The organism is Brucella sp. LJL56 (assembly GCF_054871705.1).
Window position 1 is genome coordinate 185,106 of sequence record NZ_JBTXLQ010000001.1, and the last position, 20,152, is coordinate 205,257.

Sequence of the window (20,152 nt, forward strand, 5' to 3'; positions counted from 1 at the left end):
ATACAATAAACTAAAAACCTGCGATGTGTGGAGACTGCGCTTCCCCCAGCAGTCCGCATCATCACATAGTTGGTACAGTAGTTGAATTTGTAAGCCTTGGGAATGTTCCTTGGAAATGCGGGAAATATATGATCCCCAGGCAAAACGGTGCAAAAAAGTCCAATTTGCACCGTTTCAGTGCAGCAATGCTTGTACTGTGCGCCGATTAACGCATTCTGCGAATCGGATATACCCTGACATATTGGCTGCGCGTTCCCTGCGCGATAGCTGAAGCGTGCAGAAAAGTGCATTCGAGAAAATCGGATATGCGGATGATTGAAATGACGTCTTGGCTGATCGAAAACACACACGGCATCTCGATGCCCGTCGATACCCAGCCACGCAACATGAAAAGGCAGATGGCTTGATGTCGCGACAGACGGACAACGCTTACCCGAAACCGCTTGTAATGCCCAAGCGCAACCGCAGTGGAGCCCTTCGACTACTGGTCGTCGGTATTCTGATTACGATCGCCGCAATTGCCTATTTTCTGTTTCGTGACCAGCTTGGAGATGGATTTGCCCTCGTTCTCATGGGCATTTTGTCAATGGTCGGCGTATTTTACCTTTTTGGTGCAGCAACCGGTCTCATTCAATTCAGTCAGAAGAACGGTGAGCAGAATCTCGCTCATTCCTTCATGGATTCGCAGCCGGAAGGCACGGTTATTTCCGATGCGCGTGGCCAGATCGTTTATGCCAATGAGGCTTATGCCGTGATGACCGGCGTTGCCAATGCCGAGGGGGTTCGCTCGCTTGATAATGTGCTGACGGCGGAACCGGCGGCATCCGATGCCATTTACCGCCTGACAAATGCTGTTCGTGACGGTTTGTCAGCACAGGAGGAAGTGCGTCTTGCTAGTGGTCTCTCCCGCGAGGGACATGGTTCGCTGGCGCCGGTCTGGTATCGTATCAAGGCACGTCCTATCGAGGCGGGGCAAGAGTTCAAAAGTCCCCTTGTTGCCTGGCAGATTGCGGATATTTCCGATGAGCGTGCTGAGCAGGAGCGGTTCTTTCAGGAACTGCAGGAAGCCATCAATCATCTCGATCACGCGCCAGCGGGTTTCTTTTCGGCCGATCCTTCGGGCCGGATCATCTATCTCAACGCTACTCTTGCCGAATGGCTCGGTGTCGATCTGACCCAGTTCACACCGGGATCCCTGGCGCTCAATGATATTGTGGCGGGTAGCGGAATGGCGCTCATCAAAGCGGTGAAAGCCGAGCCCGGCACGAGCCGCAACACCGTCATCGATCTTGACCTGATCAAGCGTAACGGTCAGAGCCTTGCAGTCCGTTTTTATCACCGTGTTCAGGCGGCGCGCGATGGAACGCGCGGTACGAGCCGTACCATCGTTCTGGATCGTGCGGAGGGTGAAGATTCATCGATGGCGCTGCGCTCCGCTGAAGTACGCTTCACGCGCTTCTTCAATTCGGCTCCGATGGCCATCGCTGCCGTTGATTCCGGCGGACATATACTGCGTACCAATGCGCGCTTCCTCGATATTTTCGCTCCCGTCGTTGATCGCGATGCGATTGACGGCAATGCGAAGCTTGAGATCGTGGTGCACGAACGCGACCGTGAGACATTTAACAGAGCGTTAGCCGCCGCCTTTGCAGGACAGGCAAGCATTTCACCCGTCGATACCGTGTTGCCTGGCAACGAGGAGCGGCACATACGCTTTTATATGAGCCCCGTAACCGACCTTGGCGGAGAAAGGGCAGAAGAAGCGGCGATCATCTCGGCTGTTGAAACGACCGAGCAAAAGGCCCTCGAAAACCAGATGGCGCAAAGCCAGAAGATGCAGGCCGTCGGTCAGCTTGCAGGTGGCATCGCACACGACTTCAACAACGTTCTGACAGCTATCATCATGTCGTCGGATTTGCTGCTGACCAATCACCGCGCATCCGATCCGTCTTTCCCTGATATCATGAACATCAAGCAGAACGCCAACCGTGCAGCCTCGCTCGTGCGCCAATTGCTGGCATTCTCGCGTCGTCAGACACTTCGTCCAGAAGTGCTTGATCTGACAGATGTTCTCGCAGACCTGCGCATGCTGCTGGCACGCCTTGTCGGCAAGGATATCGAGTTGAAGATCGATCATGGACGCGATCTCTGGCCGGTCAAGGCCGATCTTGGACAGTTCGAGCAGGTTGCCGTCAATCTGGCGGTCAATGCCCGCGATGCCATGCCGGAGGGTGGTGAAATCACGCTGCGCACCCGCAATGTGCCGGTGCAGGAGGCCGCCAGGCTTCACTATCGCGATCTGCCAGAAGCGGATTATGTGGTCTTTGAAGTTGAAGATACCGGAACTGGCATTCCAGCAGAAGTGCTTGAAAAGATTTTCGAGCCGTTCTTTACGACGAAGGAAGTGGGCAAGGGCACCGGACTCGGGTTGTCGATGGTCTATGGCATCATCAAGCAGACTGGTGGCTTTATCTACTGTGATTCCGAAGTCGGAAAAGGAACGACGTTCAAGATATTCCTGCCGCGTCTTATCGAGGAAAAGCGCGCCGACGATGCGCCAGTCGTTGTAAAAGAAAAGAAGGTCGAGAAAGCAACCGATCTTTCCGGTTCGGCAACCGTCCTTCTGGTGGAAGATGAAGATGCAGTCCGCATGGGCGGCGTGCGTGCTCTCCAGTCGCGTGGATATACAGTCCACGAAGCGGCATCCGGCGTCGAAGCACTTGAAGTCATGGCAGAGCTTGGCGGCGAGGTCGATATCGTCGTATCTGACGTGGTCATGCCCGAAATGGACGGCCCAACGCTTCTGCGTGAACTGCGCAAGACGTATCCTGACATCAAGTTCATCTTCGTTTCGGGTTATGCGGAAGATGCATTCGCACGCAATCTTCCAGCCGATGCCAAGTTCGGATTCTTGCCAAAGCCGTTTTCGCTCAAACAGTTGGCTACCACAGTTAAGGAAATGCTGGAGAAGCAGGATTAATGCTTCGTCGAGGCTTCGACCATGATGCCTAATGGCAATATCGCCATTCTCGGAGGCGGTCCAACCGGACTGATGGCCGCCGAACGACTGTCTGCGCGGGGCTACAGCGTGACAGTTTATGAGCAGATGCCTGCGGTTGGTCGCAAGCTCCTGCTTGCTGGCAAGTCCGGTTTAAACATTACGCACTCCGAGGATTTTACAGCCTTCGCGAAGCGTTTCGGTTCAAGCAGTGACCGTATATTGCCTGCCTTGACCGCTTTTGGTTCAACCGAATTACGTGCATGGGCAAATGAATTGGGTGCCGACACCTTTGTCGGCTCTTCGGGTCGTGTTTTTCCAAGAGCGATGAAGGCGTCGCCGCTTCTGCGCGCCTGGAGGAAACGACTGGAGGATCAAGGCGTTAATATTCTCACTCGACATCGCTGGCTTGGATTCGATGGGAATAGTCTGCGTATCGAGAGCCCGGATGGCGTTCAGACGATTGCATGCGACGCTGCTCTGTTTGCATTTGGCGGTGGAAGCTGGCCGAAACTCGGTTCCAATGGTCTCTGGATCGATGAATTTCGACAGAAATCAATCGATATAGCGCCGTTTCAATCCGCCAATTGTGGCTTTGATGTTGCTTGGAGCGATTTCTTTGCTGAGCGTTTTGCCGGCGAACCGGTTAAATCTGTCGCTGCAACGTCCGGTGCAGGCACGACGCAGGGCGAATTTGTCATTACACGCGGCGGAATTGAGGGAAGCCTCGTCTATGCGCATTCCGCGGCGCTACGCGACAGCTTACAGGAATGTGGTGAAGCGTTTCTGACGCTCGATCTTGTGCCGGGTCGAACTCTCGAACGGCTGGAGAACGATATTGCGAGGCAGGATACAAAGCTGAGCTTTGGCAATCTTTTGCGCAAAGCTGCCGGTCTGACGGGTGTCAAAGCTGCTCTGGTGACGGAGTACACGCGTGACAGAAGCCCGAAAGCGCTGGCCGCTACGATCAAGGCTTTCTCCATTCCACTCCTTCGCCCACGCCCGCTTGGCGAAGCGATTTCTTCAGCAGGCGGTATTCGTTGGCACGAAATCGATGAAAACTACATGTTACCGAAGCTTCCCGGCATTTTCGTTGCTGGGGAAATGATCGATTGGGAAGCTCCGACCGGCGGTTATCTTCTTACTGCCTGTTTCGCGATGGGCTGTGCTGCGGCCGATGGAATCGGTGCATGGATCAAAGCTGGGAACACGCGCAGCGCGAAATGATCCACACCTGACTTCCACAAGTGGAAATCAGTACATTCGGATATACGGTTAGCCGACTGCAAGCTAAACTGCCGGAGAGTGGCATTGAATCCCTGCCGTTTGAGGGGAAGGTAATTCGCATGAATACAGCTTCTGCCGTCACCGCGCATCCGCTTTTGAGACAACGAGACGGGCACCACGCCCGGGTTACATTCGAAGAATTATTCTTCGATCTGGTTTATGTGTTCGCGGTTACGCAGCTTAGCCACGAGCTTTTGCATAATCTGACGCTGACCGGTATTATCGAAACGCTGATCCTGTGGTTCGCGGTATGGCTGGGCTGGCAATATACCTGTTGGGTGACCAATTGGTTCAATCCTGAAACACCACAGATACGCAGCCTTTTGTTCTGCGTCATGTTGCTGGGCCTCGTTATAGCCTCTTCAATTCCCGGAGCCTTTGCGGACAAAGGCTGGATATTCGCACTGGCATATGTGGCAATGCAGGTTGGCCGGACCACCTATGTGGTGTTTGTGCTTGGTCGAAAACATCCCCTTGGTGCCAATTATCGGCGAATGCTCGGTTGGCTCACTATTGCTGCGGTCTTCTGGATAGCCGGATGTTTCGTCCAACATGAAGCTCGTATGGTGTTTTGGCTTATTGCTGTGCTTTGCGAATATTTATCGCCGATGTTCGGTTTTGCACTGCCGGGTCTTGGACGTTCCCATACCAGTGACTGGACCATCGAGGGTGAGCATCTGGCGGAACGTTGCCAGTTGTTCGTGATCGTGGCGCTCGGCGAAACGGTTTTGGCTACCGGTGCCACGCTTGCAAATGCTGAGACCTGGAATTTGACCCTCATGTCGGCTCTGCTGGCCACATTTCTGGGCACGCTTGCGATGTGGTGGCTCTACTTTGGTACTTCCAGCAAGGATGCAACAGACACGATCACCCATTCGGCTGATCCAGGGCGCATCGGTGCTTATTTTCATTATGTCCACGCTCTTCTGGTTGCGGGGATCATTGCGACCGCAGTTGGAAATGATCTTGTAATGGCCCACCCGCACGATCCGTTGAAAACGGCATATGTTCTTGTTCTTGTGGCCGGGCCTGCGATCTATCTGATCGGTAGCGCCATCTATAAGAAGGTCGTGTACGGCGTCATTCCGGTATCACATATCTTCGGTGTTCTGGCACTACTGGCAGCAATTCCGGTCGGCTACGCGGCGGATTTACTGGAAATGGGCGTATTAACGACGGTTATCATGCTGGTCGTGAGTATATGGGAAGGGCGCAACAAGCGACTACGTAGCGTCACGATCTAGCAGACGGACTTTTAGCGATGTCGTCCAGTACATATCTACGGACACGGATCATATTTCGAAAGCTTATCGTGCATCATGTCAGATATACAGCCCGCTGATCAGCAACCAACTGACAATGTCCATGTCAAGATCGCTCGCAAGGTTGACATTGTGATCATCGGAGCAGGGCAGGCGGGGCTCTCATCAGCCTATCATTTGAGCAAGCTCGGCCTCGTCGGCGAACGGCAATTCGTGGTTCTCGACAAGGCCGCAGGACCAGGCGGAGCATGGCAATTCCGTTGGCCTTCTCTGACGCTCAGAACTGCCAACGCCATTCACGATCTCCCTGGTATGAAATTCGAGGATATTGTCGAAACGACGAATGGCGAAGTGCGCGCGTCGGTTGCCGTACCGCAATATTACCGCGCATATGAAGAGGCATTCAACCTTCCCGTGCATCGTCCTGTGACTGTGAAAGTTGTTTGCGACCGCGGTGAGCGGCTTCGTGTGGAGACGGATCACGGAGATTATTCCGCGCGCGGGATCATCAATGCGACGGGCACGTGGGAATCACCTTATATCCCACCCTGTCCGGGTGCGGAACTATTCAAGGGCCAACAGTTACACACGCGTGATTATCAGACGGCGGAAGCCTTCAGGGGCAAACGCGTTCTGGTCGTCGGTGCAGGCATTTCGGCTGTACAGCTTCTGGATGAAATATCACGCGTGACGGAAACCGTATGGGTCACGCGCAAAGAACCTGCTTTTCGGGAAGGGACGTTTTCGCCAGAGTTGGGCCGTGCCGCCGTAGCTTTGGTTGAGGAGCGAGTACGCCGGGGCTTGCCGCCGGGATCGGTTGTTTCGGTGACGGGCCTGCCGTTGACCCCTGCAATCGAAGCGGCGCGTGCTCGGGGTGTGCTCAACCGTTTACCAATGTTCAGCGAAATCACCGAAACAGGTGTTCGCTGGGACGACGGAATCGAACAATCCTTCGATGTGATTTTGTGGTGTACCGGATTTCGCAGTTCGCTCGATCATCTTGCACCGCTGCAATTGCGCAATGCGGAAGGTGGCATCCTCATAACCGGTCGTCTGGCAACACAAGTGGCGGCCAATCCTCGGATACATCTGGTTGGTTATGGCCCGTCGGCGTCAACTATTGGTGCAAACAGGGCAGGCGGGGCCGCTGCCCGGGAGTTGGCAAACTATCTTGGCTTGGTATGATCCGGCTTAGCGATTATTTGCGAGGGGCAGCATGAAGCGCATTCTGAAGTTTGTCGTTGGTATTCTGCTTGCCATCGTGCTGGGAGTAATTCTCTGGTTGGCGATCAGGCCGCCCGAACTATTGCGTGTCGGCACCGGTTATGCCGCCAAGATCGTCTGCTCGAACGTTTTCATTGCAAATCGAGACGCTGATACTGTCCTTGCAGATGATGTTCAGGCACCGGGCAATCCGCTGCTACGATTTCTGAATGTTTCCATAGACAAGAACAGCAGCAGCGTGACAGTGCGGATTTTCGGTTTCTTCGCACCAGGTACCGCGGCTTATCGGCCAGCACTCGGATGTGCGAATATTCACAGGGATGATTTGCGACCGGATCTACCGACCAGTCCACAGGTACCGGCAGAGCCGATCCAGATTGAGACCGATCCGAAAGTACAGGCTGTAATCGAGGATCAGGCTTTGGCCGGTCCGGGTATGCGGGCGATTACCGTTATCCGCGACGGCAAACTGATTGCCGAGAATTACGCTTCGGGCTTCAACGCGGATACGCCTTTGCTGGGCTGGTCCATGACCAAGTCCGTCATCGCGACGCTGATCGGCATGCGCATTGCCGAGGGGCGGATGACGATGGAGAGCACCGGGCTATTGCCGGAATGGAAGAACGATGAGCGGGTGAAGATTTCCCTCGCAAACCTGATGGCGATGAATAGCGGACTGCGATTTGATGAAGACTATGGCGCCGTGGCTGATGTCACGCGCATGCTTTATCTGGAGACCGATATGGCCAGGTTTGCTGCATCATTGCCACTGGAAACGGCGCCGGGCACGAAGTTCAATTATTCCAGTGGAACTGCCAGCATCTTGTCAAAGCTCTTCATGGATAGCTTCAACAGCCGTGAAGAGGCTCTCGCCTACCCTCGACTTGCACTTTTCGGCCCGCTAGGCATGCGTAGCACCATTCTGGAGACGGATGCGTCAGGCGTCTTTGCCGGCTCATCCTATATGTACGCGACCGCCCGCGATTGGGTGCGCCTTGGTGCATTTCTCGCTGATGGCGGGAGCCTTTATGGAACGCCCGTCCTGCCACCAGACTTCATTTCATTTATGCGCAAACCTACACCAGAATCCGAAGGGCGCTACGGCTCGGCACAAGTCTGGCTGCAGATTGCCGGTGTGAAAGCCGGTCAGGACGGCATTCCGGAAGATGCATTCTGGATGTCAGGGCATGACGGGCAAAGCGTAATGATCGTGCCATCGTTGCATCTTGCCGTAGTCCGTCTGGGCCTGACACCTTCACACACGCGCTACAATGTTCAACGCCTCAACGCCAAAGTTATTGAAGCTCTCCGACAGGCGCGCTGACCCTAAGCTTGCGAAAATCGTTGCCGCTCGGGTTCTGGAAGGTGCTGAGGCCAAATTCTGGCAAAACTGCATAAAGGTGATCGAAAATATCCGACTGGATCTGTTCGAAGGATGCCCAGACGGTTGTGTTCGTGAAACAGTAGATTTCAAGCGGCAGGCCTTCAGGCGTAGGATCCATCTGGCGCACCAGCAACGTCATGCCTTTATGCACACCGGGATGGTTGCGCAGATAATTGTCCACATAGGCACGAAACGTACCGATGTTGGTGAACTGGCGCCTGTTGACCGGATTGTTGGCGCGGTCGCCTAACTTCTGGTTCCACTCGCCGATTTCCTTGGCCTTCTTCGGCAGATAATCCGCCAGCCAATTAACCGTGCCAAGTCTGGCCCGTTCGTCATCCGACAGGAATCGAATTGTGTTCTGATCGATGTAAAGCGCGCGTTTGATCCGTCGCCCACCGGATTCCTGCATACCGCGATAGTTCTTCATCGGCTCTGTGATGAGCTTACGGATCGGAATTGTGGTGATCGTCTTGTCGAAGTTCTGGACTTTAACCGTATAGAGAGCGATCTCCGTGACATCGCCGTTGGCGTCAAGGTTCTTCATTTCGATCCAGTCGCCAACACGGACCATGTTTGACGAAGCGATCTGCATACTGGCGACCAGTGAAAGCAGCGTATCCTGAAAGACGAGGATCAGCACAGCGGCCATGGCACCGACACCCGAAAGAAGGATAACCGGTGATTTGTCCAGCAATGTCGCGATAATGAGAACTATCGCGATGATATAGACCGCCAGCTTGGTGACCTGAATATAGCCCTTTATGGGGCGGAAGCGCGCCTCCGGGCGGCGGTGATAGAGCGTATCGACAAGCCCGAACACCGAGTTAACCGCCAAGGCCAGCGTTAGAATGATGAAGGCTATCGCAACATTTCGAATGACGGTGATCGCGCCCTCTGGCAAGCCGGGCACAGCCATGATCCCGGAGGAAATGATCAAGGCCGGAACGATATTGGCAAGGCGGCTGATGACGCCGTGCTTCTTGAGCTCTTCATCCTGTCCGAATGAGGTCTTCTGAACAATACGATCAAGCAGTTTGAGCAGAATCGCCTTGATCAGAAAATTTGCAATGAAAGCTGAAAGAAATAATCCCCCGAGCGCCACAAGCGTTTCCGCCCATGGATGAGCAATAAAAAATTCCGACAATAGACTTTTCCGAGATTAACCTGATGAGAGATGAGCGCTGTGCTGCGATGCCTTTATTGTGTTCTACCAGTAATTAAGGCAGCCATATGAAGATTTCAATCATGATTGATGATTGATTGTATCAAAACCCCGGCCAAGAGGCCGGGGTGACTTACCTTATCGAATATTGAGACGATATTACTGGGCCGGCGGCGGCGATGCGGGAGCCATATCGCTGGCCGGAGCATCAGCCGCCGGGGCATTCGTCTCCTTTGCCGCAGCGGGATCGGCAACACCGTCTGCAAAAAGCTTCGAACGGTCAAATGCCGGCGCATCGGTCAGTTGCTGCTTGGTTGCCTTGATGACGAGCCATTTTTTACCATCGCTGCGCGTAGCAAGCTGTAGCTGATCCGGACTTACGGCAACGTCCTTTTCACCGATTCCCAGAAAGCCGCCCACGCCGATCACTGCGGCTTCGATTTCGCCTTCTGGGCTGGCGATGAGGTCGTTCAGCTTACCGACAGTCTTGGCGTCGGCTGCATCACTTTCATAGACGCTTTGTCCGATGAAGGAGGAGACAAGAAGCTGGCCGTCTTTCGGCTCAAGAAAACCTACCTTGTCGGTCTCGCCTGACGTGGGGTTGCCAAACATGTCCTTGGACGACACCGGCATTTCCTCTGCTGCCGCGGGTGGCTCTGCTGGAGCAGGTGCAGGCGCCGTTGTCTGAGCATAAGCTGCTCCGCCAATCAGCAATGCACACGTCGTCGTCAGAAGTGTAGTTCTGAACATAACTATCTCCTTTATACGTTCGGTTGCTTAAGCAGAACGCAGAAATATAAATTTCGTTCCGGATTTTCTTGAATTATTATGCCTCGTTAAGCAATTAGTATTTCTGCAATTACTATTCTGTATAGGCAATCCAAATGAAGAAAAGCCCGCATGATGCGGGCTTTTCTTATTTGTTTTACCGAAATTTAATCTTAGCTACAGCCGCTCGTCGCACCGCAAGTGTCGCACTTGAGGCAGGTGCCGTTGCGAACCATAGTGAAGTTCTGGCACTCGGTGCAGCTATCGCCCGTATAACCCTGCATCATCGATTTAATGCGGCGATCAGCTTCCAGCTTCTTCGCAGCATTTACGCTTTCCGCACGGGCGGAGGCAGCATCAGCAGCAGCTTTATCCGAGAAAAGTTCGGTTGCCGATGTGCTTTCCTGCTGCTGCGCCGGGGCAGGCTGCTCCTCGAACTCCCGCTTGAAGGCCGTTGCACCATCCGTCACCAGACCAATGGTTGCCGGACGGTTGCCCGCCGGTGCCGATGACTTCAAGGTTGTGATGTTGGATGCCTGTGGTGCTGAACCTGCCGATCCCTTGGCTTCGTTAGTCGGATTCGAGTTCGTCACCAGCGTAGGCTTGTAACCGCGCGTCCAGCCGGTCGAAACCAGATTGGTCTTGCCTTCCTTGATGCCCTTTCCGAGCGCCGTATTGCCGAAATCGCTTGTGTCGACATGGGCGAGGTCATTGCGACCCAGATAGGACACGGCCAGCTCACGGAAGACATAGTCGATGATCGACGTTGCTGTCTTGATGGCATCGTTGCCGATGACCATGCCAGCCGGTTCGAATTTCGTGAAAGTGAAGGCTTCCACATATTCTTCGAGCGGCACGCCATATTGCAGGCCGAGCGACACTGCGATGGCGAAGTTGTTCATCATTGCGCGGAAAGCAGCGCCTTCCTTGTGCATATCGATGAAGATTTCGCCAAGGCGTCCGTCACCGAATTCGCCGGTACGCAGATAGACCTTGTGTCCGCCTACAACCGCCTTCTGTGTATAGCCCTGACGACGGTTCGGAAGCTTATCGCGCTCATGTACGATCTTTTCGACAACCTTCTCGACGATTCGCTCGGTCACCTGAACGGCGCGAGCTGCCGCCGGTGCTTCGATCAGCGCTTCGATCGCATCGTCTTCATCCTCATCGTCGGCGATCAGGGCGGCGTTTAGCGGCTGCGATAGCTTGGAACCGTCGCGATAAAGCGCATTGGCCTTCAGAGCCAGCTTCCAGGACAGCATATAGGCGTTCTTGCAGTCCTCGACGGTGGCATCGTTCGGCATGTTGATCGTCTTGGAAATCGCACCCGAAATGAACGGCTGCGCGGCAGCCATCATGCGGATGTGGCTATCCACTGACAAATAGCGCTTGCCGATCTTGCCGCACGGATTGGCGCAATCGAACACGGCGTAATGCTCTTCCTTGAGGAAAGGTGCGCCTTCGAGGGTCATCGCGCCGCAAACATGGATGTTGGCCGCTTCGATGTCCTTCTTGGCGAAGCCCAGTGCCGGAAGCATCTCGAACGAGAAATCGTTGAGCTGTTCGTCGGTGAGCTTCAGCACGTCCTTGCAGAAATCTTCGCCCAGCGTCCACTTGTTGAAAGCGAACTTGATGTCGAAGGCGCTCTTGAGAGCGGCGTTCAGGGCCTCGATTTTATCATCGGTGAAGCCCTTGGACTTCAGGGAAGACGGATTGACGCCGGGAGCCTGATTGATGTTGCCGTGACCGACAGCATAAGCTTCAATTTCAGCGACCTGGCTTTCCGAATAGCCGAGTGTGCGGAGTGCTTCCGGCACAGCGCGGTTGATGATCTTGAAATAACCGCCACCCGCAAGCTTCTTGAACTTCACCAGCGCGAAGTCCGGTTCGATGCCGGTCGTATCGCAGTCCATGACGAGGCCGATTGTGCCGGTGGGCGCGATGACGGTGGCTTGCGCATTGCGATAGCCGTGCTTTTCACCGAGCTCCAGCGCCTTGTCCCAAGCAGCGCGAGCATGGGTGATCATATCCTGATCCGGGCAATCCTCGGCAATCAGTGCTACTGGATTGACAGCGAGACCTTCATAACCCTCTGTCTTGCCATGGGCAGCCAGACGATGATTACGAATGACGCGCAGCATGTGCCCGGCGTTCGGCTCATAACTCGGGAAGGTACCGAGCTCCTTGGCCATTTCAGCCGAAGTCGCATAGGCAACGCCAGTCATGATCGCCGTCAGCGCACCGCAGATCGCACGGCCTTCGTCGGAGTCATAAGGAATACCGGAGGTCATCAACAGACCACCAATATTGGCATAGCCGAGGCCGAGCGTACGGTACTCATAGGAGAGGCGGGCGATTTCCTTGGAAGGGAACTGCGCCATCATCACCGAGATTTCCAGAACGATGGTCCACAGGCGTGCCGTGTGCTCGTAAGCCGCAATATCGAACGAACCGTCCTTGTTGCGATAGGTGAGCAGGTTGATCGACGCCAGATTGCAGGCCGTGTCGTCAAGGAACATATATTCCGAGCACGGATTGGAAGCACGGATCGGACCAGCCGTCGGGCAGGTGTGCCAGTCGTTCATGGTTGTGTTGTAGTGCAGGCCCGGATCGGCGGATGCCCATGCGGCGTAACCGATCTTTTCCCAAAGGTCGCGTGCCTTCAGCGTCTTCATGACCTTGCCGTCCTTGCGGGCGGTCAGGTTCCAGTCGCTGTCGTTTTCCACGGCGCGCAGGAATTCGTCCTTGAGCGAGACGGAATTGTTGGAGTTCTGGCCCGAAACAGTCAGATAGGCTTCCGAATCCCAGTCCGTGTCATAGGTCTTGAACTGAATATCGGTATAACCCTGACGTACGAACTGGATCACGCGCTTGACGTAGTTTTCCGGAACCAGGTTCTTTTTGGCAGCCTTGATTTCGCGCTTCAGGGCAGGGTTCTTCGCAGGATCGAAGCAATCATCATTGTCAGCTTCGCAATTGACGCAAGCCTTCATGATGGCAGTCAGATGCTGCTTGACGATCTTGGAGCCGGTTACAAGCGAAGCGACCTTCTGCTCTTCCTTGACCTTCCAGTCGATGTATTCCTCAATATCTGGATGGTCGATGTCGACAACGACCATCTTGGCGGCGCGACGCGTCGTGCCGCCCGACTTGATAGCGCCAGCAGCACGATCACCGATCTTGAGGAAGCTCATCAGGCCCGAAGACTTGCCGCCGCCGGAAAGCTTTTCGCCTTCGCCGCGCAGATGGCTGAAGTTGGAACCTGTGCCGGAACCATATTTGAACAGGCGGGCTTCGCGAACCCACAGGTCCATAATGCCGCCTTCGTTGACCAGATCGTCGGCGACGGACTGGATGAAGCAGGCATGCGGCTGCGGATGTTCGTAGGACGACTTGGATTTGGTCAGCTTGCCGGTCTGCCAGTCGACGTAGAAATGACCCTGGCCGGGACCGTCGATACCGTAGGCCCAATGCAGACCCGTATTGAACCATTGCGGGCTGTTCGGCGCCACACGCTGGGTGGCGAGCATGTAGGCCAGCTCATCGCGGAAGGTGAGTGCATCGTCTTCAGACGCAAAATAGCCGCCTTTCCAGCCCCAGTAAGTCCAGGTGCCGGCAAGACGATCGAACACCTGGCAGGCGTCCATCTCGGAGCCATAACGCTCGTTCTGCGGCAGTGACGCCAACGCATCCTCATCAGCAACCGAGCGCCAGAGCCATGAGGGAACGTCGTTCTCCTCAACCTTCTTCAGGCGGGCGGGCACGCCAGCCTTGCGGAAATATTTCTGCGCAAGAATGTCTGCGGCAACCTGGCTGAACTGCGCGGGCACATTGATGTTCTCAAGACGGAATACGATGGATCCATCGGGATTCTTGATCTCGCTGGTCGCAGTACGGAACGCGATGTCCGCATAGGCCGACTGATTCTCTTTCGTGAAACGGCGTTCGATCTTCATCTGTCCCATCCAAACGTTCTATATATAGTAGCTCTAGTGACGGTTTTCAGCCACGGTCTGTCTGTATCGCGTCTCTGTCAAAACAGCTCTTCTGCGGGGAGGAGCGTGTTGTTGGGAAGAAAACTCCCGGAAATCCATTTCTGCCTCTTCCAAGCCCACAAGAAAACGCCTCAAGGGAGCTCAATTGCAACCTTGTTGGCACCGTCGTAGTCAAAAATCAGCAGAACGAAAAATACTTTATCTTGTACGAAGTATGAGCGCAAATACTAAATCTAGTGTTAACGCTATTTCTGCTCGATGCTGCATCTGCTTCTCCAGTGGCGTGCACACCCAAATTCTGGGCGCAAGAAAGCGCCGAGCGAAAACCGCACTTTCAAAGTGCAACGCCCATCCGATACTCAACTTGACCGAAAAAAGACCGGCAGATTACAACATCCGATCCCGCTACTTACGCAACGATAGCCTTATAAAAAACGACTCGGCTGCAAGCGTCAAGCGATGGTTTGCTGCAACGCTCCAGCATCTAGATATTGTGCGTAACCGCTTGGGGCAAATGTGGATAACGGGGAGAAGCAACACTTTTGTGAAGCAAGCCGACTATATGATTTTGGGAGATAGTGCGGCTGCATTCATTAGCAATTAACGGAATAAGCCTGGCCACATGCACTATGGAAAGAGGAAATTGCTGCGAAGGAGCATAATCCAGGGCATACCACGCAACGGACGGCGTGCAACCTGCTTACTCCGCAGCCGCAGCAATTCCCGAATCACCAAACTGATTCAATATCTGCTTCAGCTCAGTCTCTTCGACGCGATTTGCCGCTTCCTGCGGCGATACCCATTCGCAAATGCGTTGATCGCGCTCAGGCCAGTCTTTTTCCTGGCCGTTGAACTGCACGGCGAAGACTGCTGCCGTGAACTGGTTTATGCGTTCAGGTGGAAGATCTGTCTTGCAGTAACAGAAACTGCCGATCGGCGTTGGGAAGACTTCACCACGAATGCCAGCTTCTTCATATGCTTCACGAAGTGCTGTTTCCGCCAGCGTGCGCCCAACTTGTGGCCAGCCCTTGGGAATGATCCAGCGGCCCGTGCCACGGCTCGTGATGACGAGAACCTTGAGAGAACCCATATCGCGACGATAAACAAGCGCCGCAACCTGTTGCAAACGACCGGAAGGCGTCAAAATACGCTTCTCGGTTGCAATCGGTTGTTTTGCGTGCGCCTTCACCGCGAAATCCCCTTTTTTCTTTATAACATGATCCGATTCGCCAAAATAACAACTGATTAGTTGGGCAACAGACCTTTGAAATATCGGAAAAAAGCTTTTATTTTAAAGGTATTACTAAAATCTCGGGGTGAGATAGCAGTTCAGGGAAGTCGACCTGCCCCTATTAGGTGTTATTTCGATCGGCTTTCCATAAATTGCGATTGCGGCAGAAATATCACCGCAATCGCGTTCATATGTTTTCGTTTCGCAGCGTTTTGATCTGACAGATATTGAAGTCGCGAGTTTTATCGGAGATGCAATCCTGATGGATTGACCACTCCAATTCGAACGGGTTTTAGCCGCGCTTGTCACCTGCAATCGGTTCCTGGTAGGTGAAGCCCATATCCCAAGGGAAGTAGATCCAAGTGTCCTGCGATACTTCTGTTACGAAGGTATCGATCAGCGGACGACCTTTCGGTTTTGCATAGACCGTTGCAAAATGGGCCTTCGGCATCATTTCGCGCACGATGGCTGCGGTCTTGCCCGTATCAGTCAGATCGTCAACGACGATGACGCCTTCTCCGCCATTTTCCAAAAGCTTTTCGCTCACGCCCTTGAGGATCTGCATATCGCCTTGCGACGTGTAATCATGATAGGACGCGATACAAACGGTTTCGATGAGGCGGATGCCGAGTTCGCGGCAAACGATGGCTGCGGGGACCAGACCGCCACGCGTAATGGCGACAATTGCATGCCATTCGCGATTCATGCCGGCGATCCGCCAGGCGAGGGCGCGAGCATCGCGGTGAAACTGATCCCAGGAAACGGGAAAGGCTTTATCTGGCAAGGACATCGAAACGCTCCGTGGAACGATCCGGAGCTCGTTCTCCGGACCTGTAAAAACCAAAAACGCGCTATGACGGTCTGCCAAGCGCTGTAACTGTCAGGATCTGCAGCTTCTCTTCATCCGCGCCCATTTCAGGCGGGCGGCGGGAGAGGAAAAGGCTCTCCACCCGGCACAGTCAGCGCCGGGTGATGCTGATAACCGCAAAAATGGTGTTCTTGCAAGCCTATCGTGTCATCATATGCCAGTTGTTGGATCAAACCGGGTTTAACGATCGCTTCTAACGCGAGAAAAGCGTGAGAATAGGCAACTCGTTCAGCATCGAACGCGTCACTCCGCCAAAGACCAGTTCCCGCAGTCGCGAATGACTGTAAGCGCCCATCACAAGAAGATCAGAACGTTCAGCAACGATATGTTCCCGTAGCGCATCCTGGGCATAGCGTCCATTGGATGCGATTGCAGCAGGGGTCACATTAACACCATGCCGTAACAATGCCTCGGCGATGTCGTGGCTCGCCAAAGCCTGACCTTCCCCTTCAATTTCCGGCGGATCGATCCATACGATCTCCGTTCTGTCCGCATGCTTCATCAAAGGCAGGGCGTCGAAAGCCGCTCGGGCCGCTTCCCGTTTGCCGTTAAAAGCAACAACAATACGATCCAGCGAAACCATCGGCAGCACCGGCGCATAAGGAACGAGCAAAACCGGGCAACTGGAGTTGAAAACGATCGTATCGGCGGTTTCGTCGTTGGTGGCCGGGTCGTCCGGGTCGGGTTGGCCCGCGACCAGCAATTCCGCTCCAAGACATGCCGTCAGCACGCCGTCGGCGGCTGTGCCTGTTTCCGAACGCGTAATGCGATACTCGTAATTGGTGCCCTGACGACGCATCTCTTCCTCGAAGACATGTTTCAGTCTTTCGGAAAGCTCTTTATGCTGCTTGTCATGCAGCTCGAACATTCCCGGATCGATGAAGCCGTTCGGGTCGGCATAGACGATGGGTGAAGGGATGGAGTAAAGCCCGATGACGTGAATATCGGGCACCTTCTGCTTTAGAAGCCCAACGGCGGACACAACCCGTTTCAACTCGGATTCGCTGCGAGAATAGGCAACCACCGTCTTGTAGGACATGACCGAACTCCTTCCGGCTGTGTTTCTATTTTAGCATATAGTGCAACGAGTTGCGCTGGCAAAAGGTTGCAGAGGATTAAGCGGCGCCTTCTGTTTCGAGCGACGAGATCATTTTTTCGATTGCATGGATTGCCGTATCGATTTTTTCGGGATCGCTCCCGCGTACGACGAGTTCCGTACTGAAGCGCCCATTCTCGAATTTCGGATAGGAACCGATGATCGTATCGGGGTTTTCCTTCTGGATTTCCGTCAAGGGAGCGCCAATCACGCCTTCGCCAAAGGGACAAAGCACAGATCTGGACAGGAGCTTGCGACCGGTCTTCAACGTGGGTAGCACATTGTCGAGCATCGCCTGAAAGACGGACGGCACACCCGCCATCACATAGACATTGCCGATATGAAAACCCGGCGCAGCAGAGATTGGGTTGGCGATATGCTCCGAACCTTGCGGCATGCGCGCCATGCGCTTGCGTGAGTCGGTGAATTCCAGTCCGCGCTTTGCATAATTGTCGCCGAGCAGCTTCATGGCTTTTTCGTCATAGATACACGGCACGCCAAAGGCTGCGGAAACGGCATCAGCGGTAATGTCGTCATGGGTAGGACCTATCCCGCCTGACGTAAAGATATAATCAAAATGCGGTCGCAACGCATTGAGAGCCGCTACGATGGCTATTTCTTCGTCCGGAACAATCCGTACTTCCTTGAGATCAATGCCCGCCGCTGTCAGGACATCGGCAAGATGTCCGATATTCTTGTCCTTGGTGCGGCCTGAGAGAAGCTCGTCGCCAATTGCCAGCATGGCGGCTTTGACGGCTTGCTGCGGATTGTTCGTCATATCCAGACTCCATTTCTAGCATCAGTTAAGCGCCAGCAGGACATGGCTGCAACTGCTTTATTTGAGCATTTTATTCGTTTGCAAGAAGTTGCGCCTTTCCAAAGAAGACCGCTCCCCTAATTGAACCTGTCGAGGTCGGGGCCTCGCAAATCGGGATATGGAGACGTCACATGGTTAAAGTGCTGGTGCTGTATTATTCGGCCTATGGTCACATGGAGAAAATGGCCAAGGCTGCTGCGGAAGGGGCGCGGGAAGGTGGTGCGGATGTCACGGTTAAACGTGTTCCGGAACTGGTTCCGCCTGATGTCGCGAAAGCCTCGCATTATAAGGTTGACCAGGACGCACCCATTGCAACGCCGGGCGAGCTTGCGGATTATGACGCCATCATCATCGGTACTGCTACTCGTTACGGTATGATGGCGGCCCAGATGAAGAATTTTCTCGACCAGACCGGCGGACTTTGGGCGAAGGGCGCTCTCATCAATAAGGTGGGATCGGCGATGGTTTCTACAGCCACACAGCATGGTGGCGCTGAACTGGCGCTGATTTCCACACAATGGCAGATGCAGCATCATGGCATGATTATCGTCCCGCTTTCCTATGCTTATCAGGGGCAGATGGGTAATGACGTGGTGCGTGGCGGTGCTCCGTATGGCATGACCACCACTGCCGATGGTGACGGTTCACGCCAGCCATCGGAACAGGAATTGGACGGTGCCCGTTTCCAGGGTAAACGCGTTGCAGAAATCACCGCCAAGCTGCATGGTTAAGCGCATATGAGGTTAGAAAAGCCGCAGATTCAGCCTGCGGCTTTTTCATGTGATATACTAGATAATTTACTTAGTGCTTTCTATTTTATTATCTTTTTCAACAATGTGATAAGTCATTTGCGGATAGGGGATATTGATCCCGGCTTTGTCGAACTCGATCTTCACCGCTTTGATCGTATGGCGTGATACCAGCACATAATTCGCGCTGTTTACCCAATAGTTCGCGCTGAGAACGACGGCATTATCACCCAGTTGCGATACGAAGTAGGCAGGCATCGGTGTTGAAAGGACGCCCTGCTGGTCTTCAATGACTTTCTTCATAATAACGAAGGCTTGATCGATATCGTCTTCGTAGCCGATCCCCACCTTGAAATCGTGCATGCGGGTTTTCATGCGGCTGTAATTGGTAACGGGCGTATTCCAGAGTGAGGAGTTGGGTGCCAGAACGTAAAGACCATCGCCGGTTTTAAGCTCCGTCGCGAACAATCCGACGTCTTGTACTGTGCCAACAATGGTGCCTGCACTGATGTATTCACCAACGCGAAACGGCCTGAGAACCAGAAGCATAATACCTGCTGCAATGTTCTGCAGCGTACCTTGTAGGGCAAGACCAATAGCCAAACCGATTGCGCCCAGTGCCGCAAGAATGGAAGCGGTCTGGATGCCAAACTGCCCGAGAACCATGACCAGAATGATGACGAGTATCCCGTATCGGACGACAGCACCGAAAAATCCGATCAGTGTTGGGTCGAAGCCGCGAATTTTTGAAAGCGACTGTGTGGTCCATTTCTGAAGGAGCCCGGCCAATATCCAGCCGACACAAAGGATAATCAGCGCGCCGAGAGTGGAAACCGAATATCGTATGAGAAGGTCGTAAATCTGGAGAACGAACGCGTTTGTATTTGCGATAATCTGTGTGGCTTGCTCTTCCATTGTTCCGTCTGAACCTGTTTCAATTAGGGGGAGCAAAGGAGGATAGGGCAGCAAACCGCCAAGGCGAGGTTGCCCTTTACGGATAAGGGAAAAACGGAGGACAAAAGGGGACGTGGTGCGGTCGGCGGGACTTGAACCCGCAAGTCTAAAAGACGACGGATTTTAAGTCCGTTGCGTATACCAATTTCGCCACGACCGCAGCGATTACCATCGTCTATGTCATGATTTGTATCATGAATTCAAGCCACAAAGCCTGTTAATATCAACAGTTAGCATTGCCGAATATATGCTTACTCCAAATTGATGATTTAGCGGTCTGGCAAGCTTCAACCTTGTCTGCATTGTCAAACCCATGTAGCCATGAGCGAAAATCCGCAGGAAATCCAGAAAGTC

14 protein-coding genes and 1 tRNA gene are annotated in these 20,152 nt (G+C 53.9%); 6 read left to right on the forward strand and 9 right to left on the reverse strand.

All coding sequences use genetic code 11. The annotated features are described in order from the left end of the window. The first annotated feature begins 406 nt into the window (after nucleotides 1-406). From cckA to ACYSN1_RS00955, 5 genes are all read left to right on the forward strand, one after another. Complete coding sequence (gene cckA, locus ACYSN1_RS00935; RefSeq protein ID WP_461724031.1) at nucleotides 407-2,980, forward strand: cell cycle histidine kinase CckA; 2,574 nt, start codon at nucleotides 407-409, stop codon at nucleotides 2,978-2,980. Nucleotides 2,981-3,004: 24 nt separating this feature from the next. Further along, nucleotides 3,005-4,225 carry a TIGR03862 family flavoprotein gene (locus ACYSN1_RS00940; RefSeq protein ID WP_461725240.1) on the forward strand — a complete coding sequence of 407 codons (1,221 nt, stop codon included), beginning with the start codon at nucleotides 3,005-3,007 and terminating at the stop codon, nucleotides 4,223-4,225. 119 nt (nucleotides 4,226-4,344) lie between these two features. Then, the gene (locus tag ACYSN1_RS00945) at nucleotides 4,345-5,529 is read left to right on the forward strand and encodes a low temperature requirement protein A (protein ID WP_461724032.1); all 1,185 of its coding nucleotides are present in this window, start codon (nucleotides 4,345-4,347) and stop codon (nucleotides 5,527-5,529) included. Nucleotides 5,530-5,604: 75 nt separating this feature from the next. Then, nucleotides 5,605-6,732 (forward strand): NAD(P)-binding domain-containing protein, encoded by a 1,128-nt coding sequence (locus ACYSN1_RS00950; protein WP_461724033.1) that lies wholly within the window; start codon nucleotides 5,605-5,607, stop codon nucleotides 6,730-6,732. Between the two features lie 31 nt (nucleotides 6,733-6,763). After that, nucleotides 6,764-8,095: a serine hydrolase domain-containing protein gene (locus tag ACYSN1_RS00955; protein ID WP_461724034.1), complete on the forward strand. Its 1,332-nt coding sequence runs from the start codon at nucleotides 6,764-6,766 to the stop codon at nucleotides 8,093-8,095. Here the strand turns inward: ACYSN1_RS00955 and ACYSN1_RS00960 are convergent. From ACYSN1_RS00960 to ACYSN1_RS00990, 7 genes are all read right to left on the reverse strand, one after another. Next, nucleotides 8,067-9,302, reverse strand: a complete 1,236-nt coding sequence (locus ACYSN1_RS00960; RefSeq protein WP_461724035.1) for a mechanosensitive ion channel family protein — start codon at nucleotides 9,300-9,302, stop codon at nucleotides 8,067-8,069. The two genes, ACYSN1_RS00955 and ACYSN1_RS00960, sit on opposite strands and share 29 nt — an antisense overlap. A 177-nt stretch (nucleotides 9,303-9,479) precedes the next feature. Continuing rightward, on the reverse strand, nucleotides 9,480-10,070 hold the full coding sequence (locus ACYSN1_RS00965; RefSeq protein WP_461724036.1) for a PRC-barrel domain-containing protein: 591 nt from the start codon (nucleotides 10,068-10,070) through the stop codon (nucleotides 9,480-9,482). A gap of 191 nt (nucleotides 10,071-10,261) precedes the next feature. Next, nucleotides 10,262-14,044, reverse strand: coding sequence for a vitamin B12-dependent ribonucleotide reductase (locus ACYSN1_RS00970; RefSeq protein ID WP_461724037.1), 3,783 nt, complete (start codon nucleotides 14,042-14,044; stop codon nucleotides 10,262-10,264). A gap of 739 nt (nucleotides 14,045-14,783) precedes the next feature. Continuing rightward, complete coding sequence (locus ACYSN1_RS00975; RefSeq protein WP_461724038.1) at nucleotides 14,784-15,272, reverse strand: NUDIX hydrolase; 489 nt, start codon at nucleotides 15,270-15,272, stop codon at nucleotides 14,784-14,786. A gap of 334 nt (nucleotides 15,273-15,606) precedes the next feature. Further along, entirely contained in the window at nucleotides 15,607-16,104 is a 498-nt protein-coding gene (gpt, locus tag ACYSN1_RS00980; RefSeq protein WP_461724039.1) for a xanthine phosphoribosyltransferase, read from the reverse strand. A 271-nt stretch (nucleotides 16,105-16,375) separates the two neighbouring features. After that, a complete protein-coding gene (locus ACYSN1_RS00985) occupies nucleotides 16,376-17,221 on the reverse strand; it encodes a universal stress protein (RefSeq protein ID WP_461724040.1) in 846 nt (281 codons plus the stop codon). A gap of 76 nt (nucleotides 17,222-17,297) precedes the next feature. Beyond that, a complete protein-coding gene (locus ACYSN1_RS00990) occupies nucleotides 17,298-18,056 on the reverse strand; it encodes a competence/damage-inducible protein A (RefSeq protein WP_461724041.1) in 759 nt (252 codons plus the stop codon). 170 nt (nucleotides 18,057-18,226) lie between these two features. Between ACYSN1_RS00990 and wrbA the strand changes: the two genes are divergently transcribed. Further along, nucleotides 18,227-18,826, forward strand: coding sequence for an NAD(P)H:quinone oxidoreductase type IV (gene wrbA / locus ACYSN1_RS00995; RefSeq protein WP_461724042.1), 600 nt, complete (start codon nucleotides 18,227-18,229; stop codon nucleotides 18,824-18,826). A gap of 66 nt (nucleotides 18,827-18,892) precedes the next feature. Here wrbA and ACYSN1_RS01000 read toward each other — a convergent pair whose 3' ends face one another. Continuing rightward, nucleotides 18,893-19,759 carry a mechanosensitive ion channel family protein gene (locus tag ACYSN1_RS01000; protein ID WP_461725241.1) on the reverse strand — a complete coding sequence of 289 codons (867 nt, stop codon included), beginning with the start codon at nucleotides 19,757-19,759 and terminating at the stop codon, nucleotides 18,893-18,895. A gap of 113 nt (nucleotides 19,760-19,872) precedes the next feature. After that, nucleotides 19,873-19,958: transfer RNA gene (locus ACYSN1_RS01005), tRNA-Leu, on the reverse strand. Between the last annotated feature and the right edge of the window lie 194 nt (nucleotides 19,959-20,152).

What these genes read in the sequence shown, in the direction of transcription:
- cckA (WP_461724031.1), top strand. Translation starts at nt 407, where the DNA reads ATGTCGCGACAGACGGACAACGCTTACCCGAAACCGCTTGTAATGCCC.
- ACYSN1_RS00940 (WP_461725240.1), top strand. Translation starts at nt 3,005, where the DNA reads ATGCCTAATGGCAATATCGCCATTCTCGGAGGCGGTCCAACCGGACTG.
- ACYSN1_RS00945 (WP_461724032.1), top strand. Translation starts at nt 4,345, where the DNA reads ATGAATACAGCTTCTGCCGTCACCGCGCATCCGCTTTTGAGACAACGA.
- ACYSN1_RS00950 (WP_461724033.1), top strand. Translation starts at nt 5,605, where the DNA reads ATGTCAGATATACAGCCCGCTGATCAGCAACCAACTGACAATGTCCAT.
- ACYSN1_RS00955 (WP_461724034.1), top strand. Translation starts at nt 6,764, where the DNA reads ATGAAGCGCATTCTGAAGTTTGTCGTTGGTATTCTGCTTGCCATCGTG.
- ACYSN1_RS00965 (WP_461724036.1), bottom strand. Translation starts at nt 10,070, where the DNA reads ATGTTCAGAACTACACTTCTGACGACGACGTGTGCATTGCTGATTGGC.
- ACYSN1_RS00970 (WP_461724037.1), bottom strand. Translation starts at nt 14,044, where the DNA reads ATGAAGATCGAACGCCGTTTCACGAAAGAGAATCAGTCGGCCTATGCG.
- gpt (WP_461724039.1), bottom strand. Translation starts at nt 16,104, where the DNA reads ATGTCCTTGCCAGATAAAGCCTTTCCCGTTTCCTGGGATCAGTTTCAC.
- ACYSN1_RS00985 (WP_461724040.1), bottom strand. Translation starts at nt 17,221, where the DNA reads ATGTCCTACAAGACGGTGGTTGCCTATTCTCGCAGCGAATCCGAGTTG.
- ACYSN1_RS00990 (WP_461724041.1), bottom strand. Translation starts at nt 18,056, where the DNA reads ATGACGAACAATCCGCAGCAAGCCGTCAAAGCCGCCATGCTGGCAATT.
- wrbA (WP_461724042.1), top strand. Translation starts at nt 18,227, where the DNA reads ATGGTTAAAGTGCTGGTGCTGTATTATTCGGCCTATGGTCACATGGAG.
- ACYSN1_RS01000 (WP_461725241.1), bottom strand. Translation starts at nt 19,759, where the DNA reads ATGGAAGAGCAAGCCACACAGATTATCGCAAATACAAACGCGTTCGTT.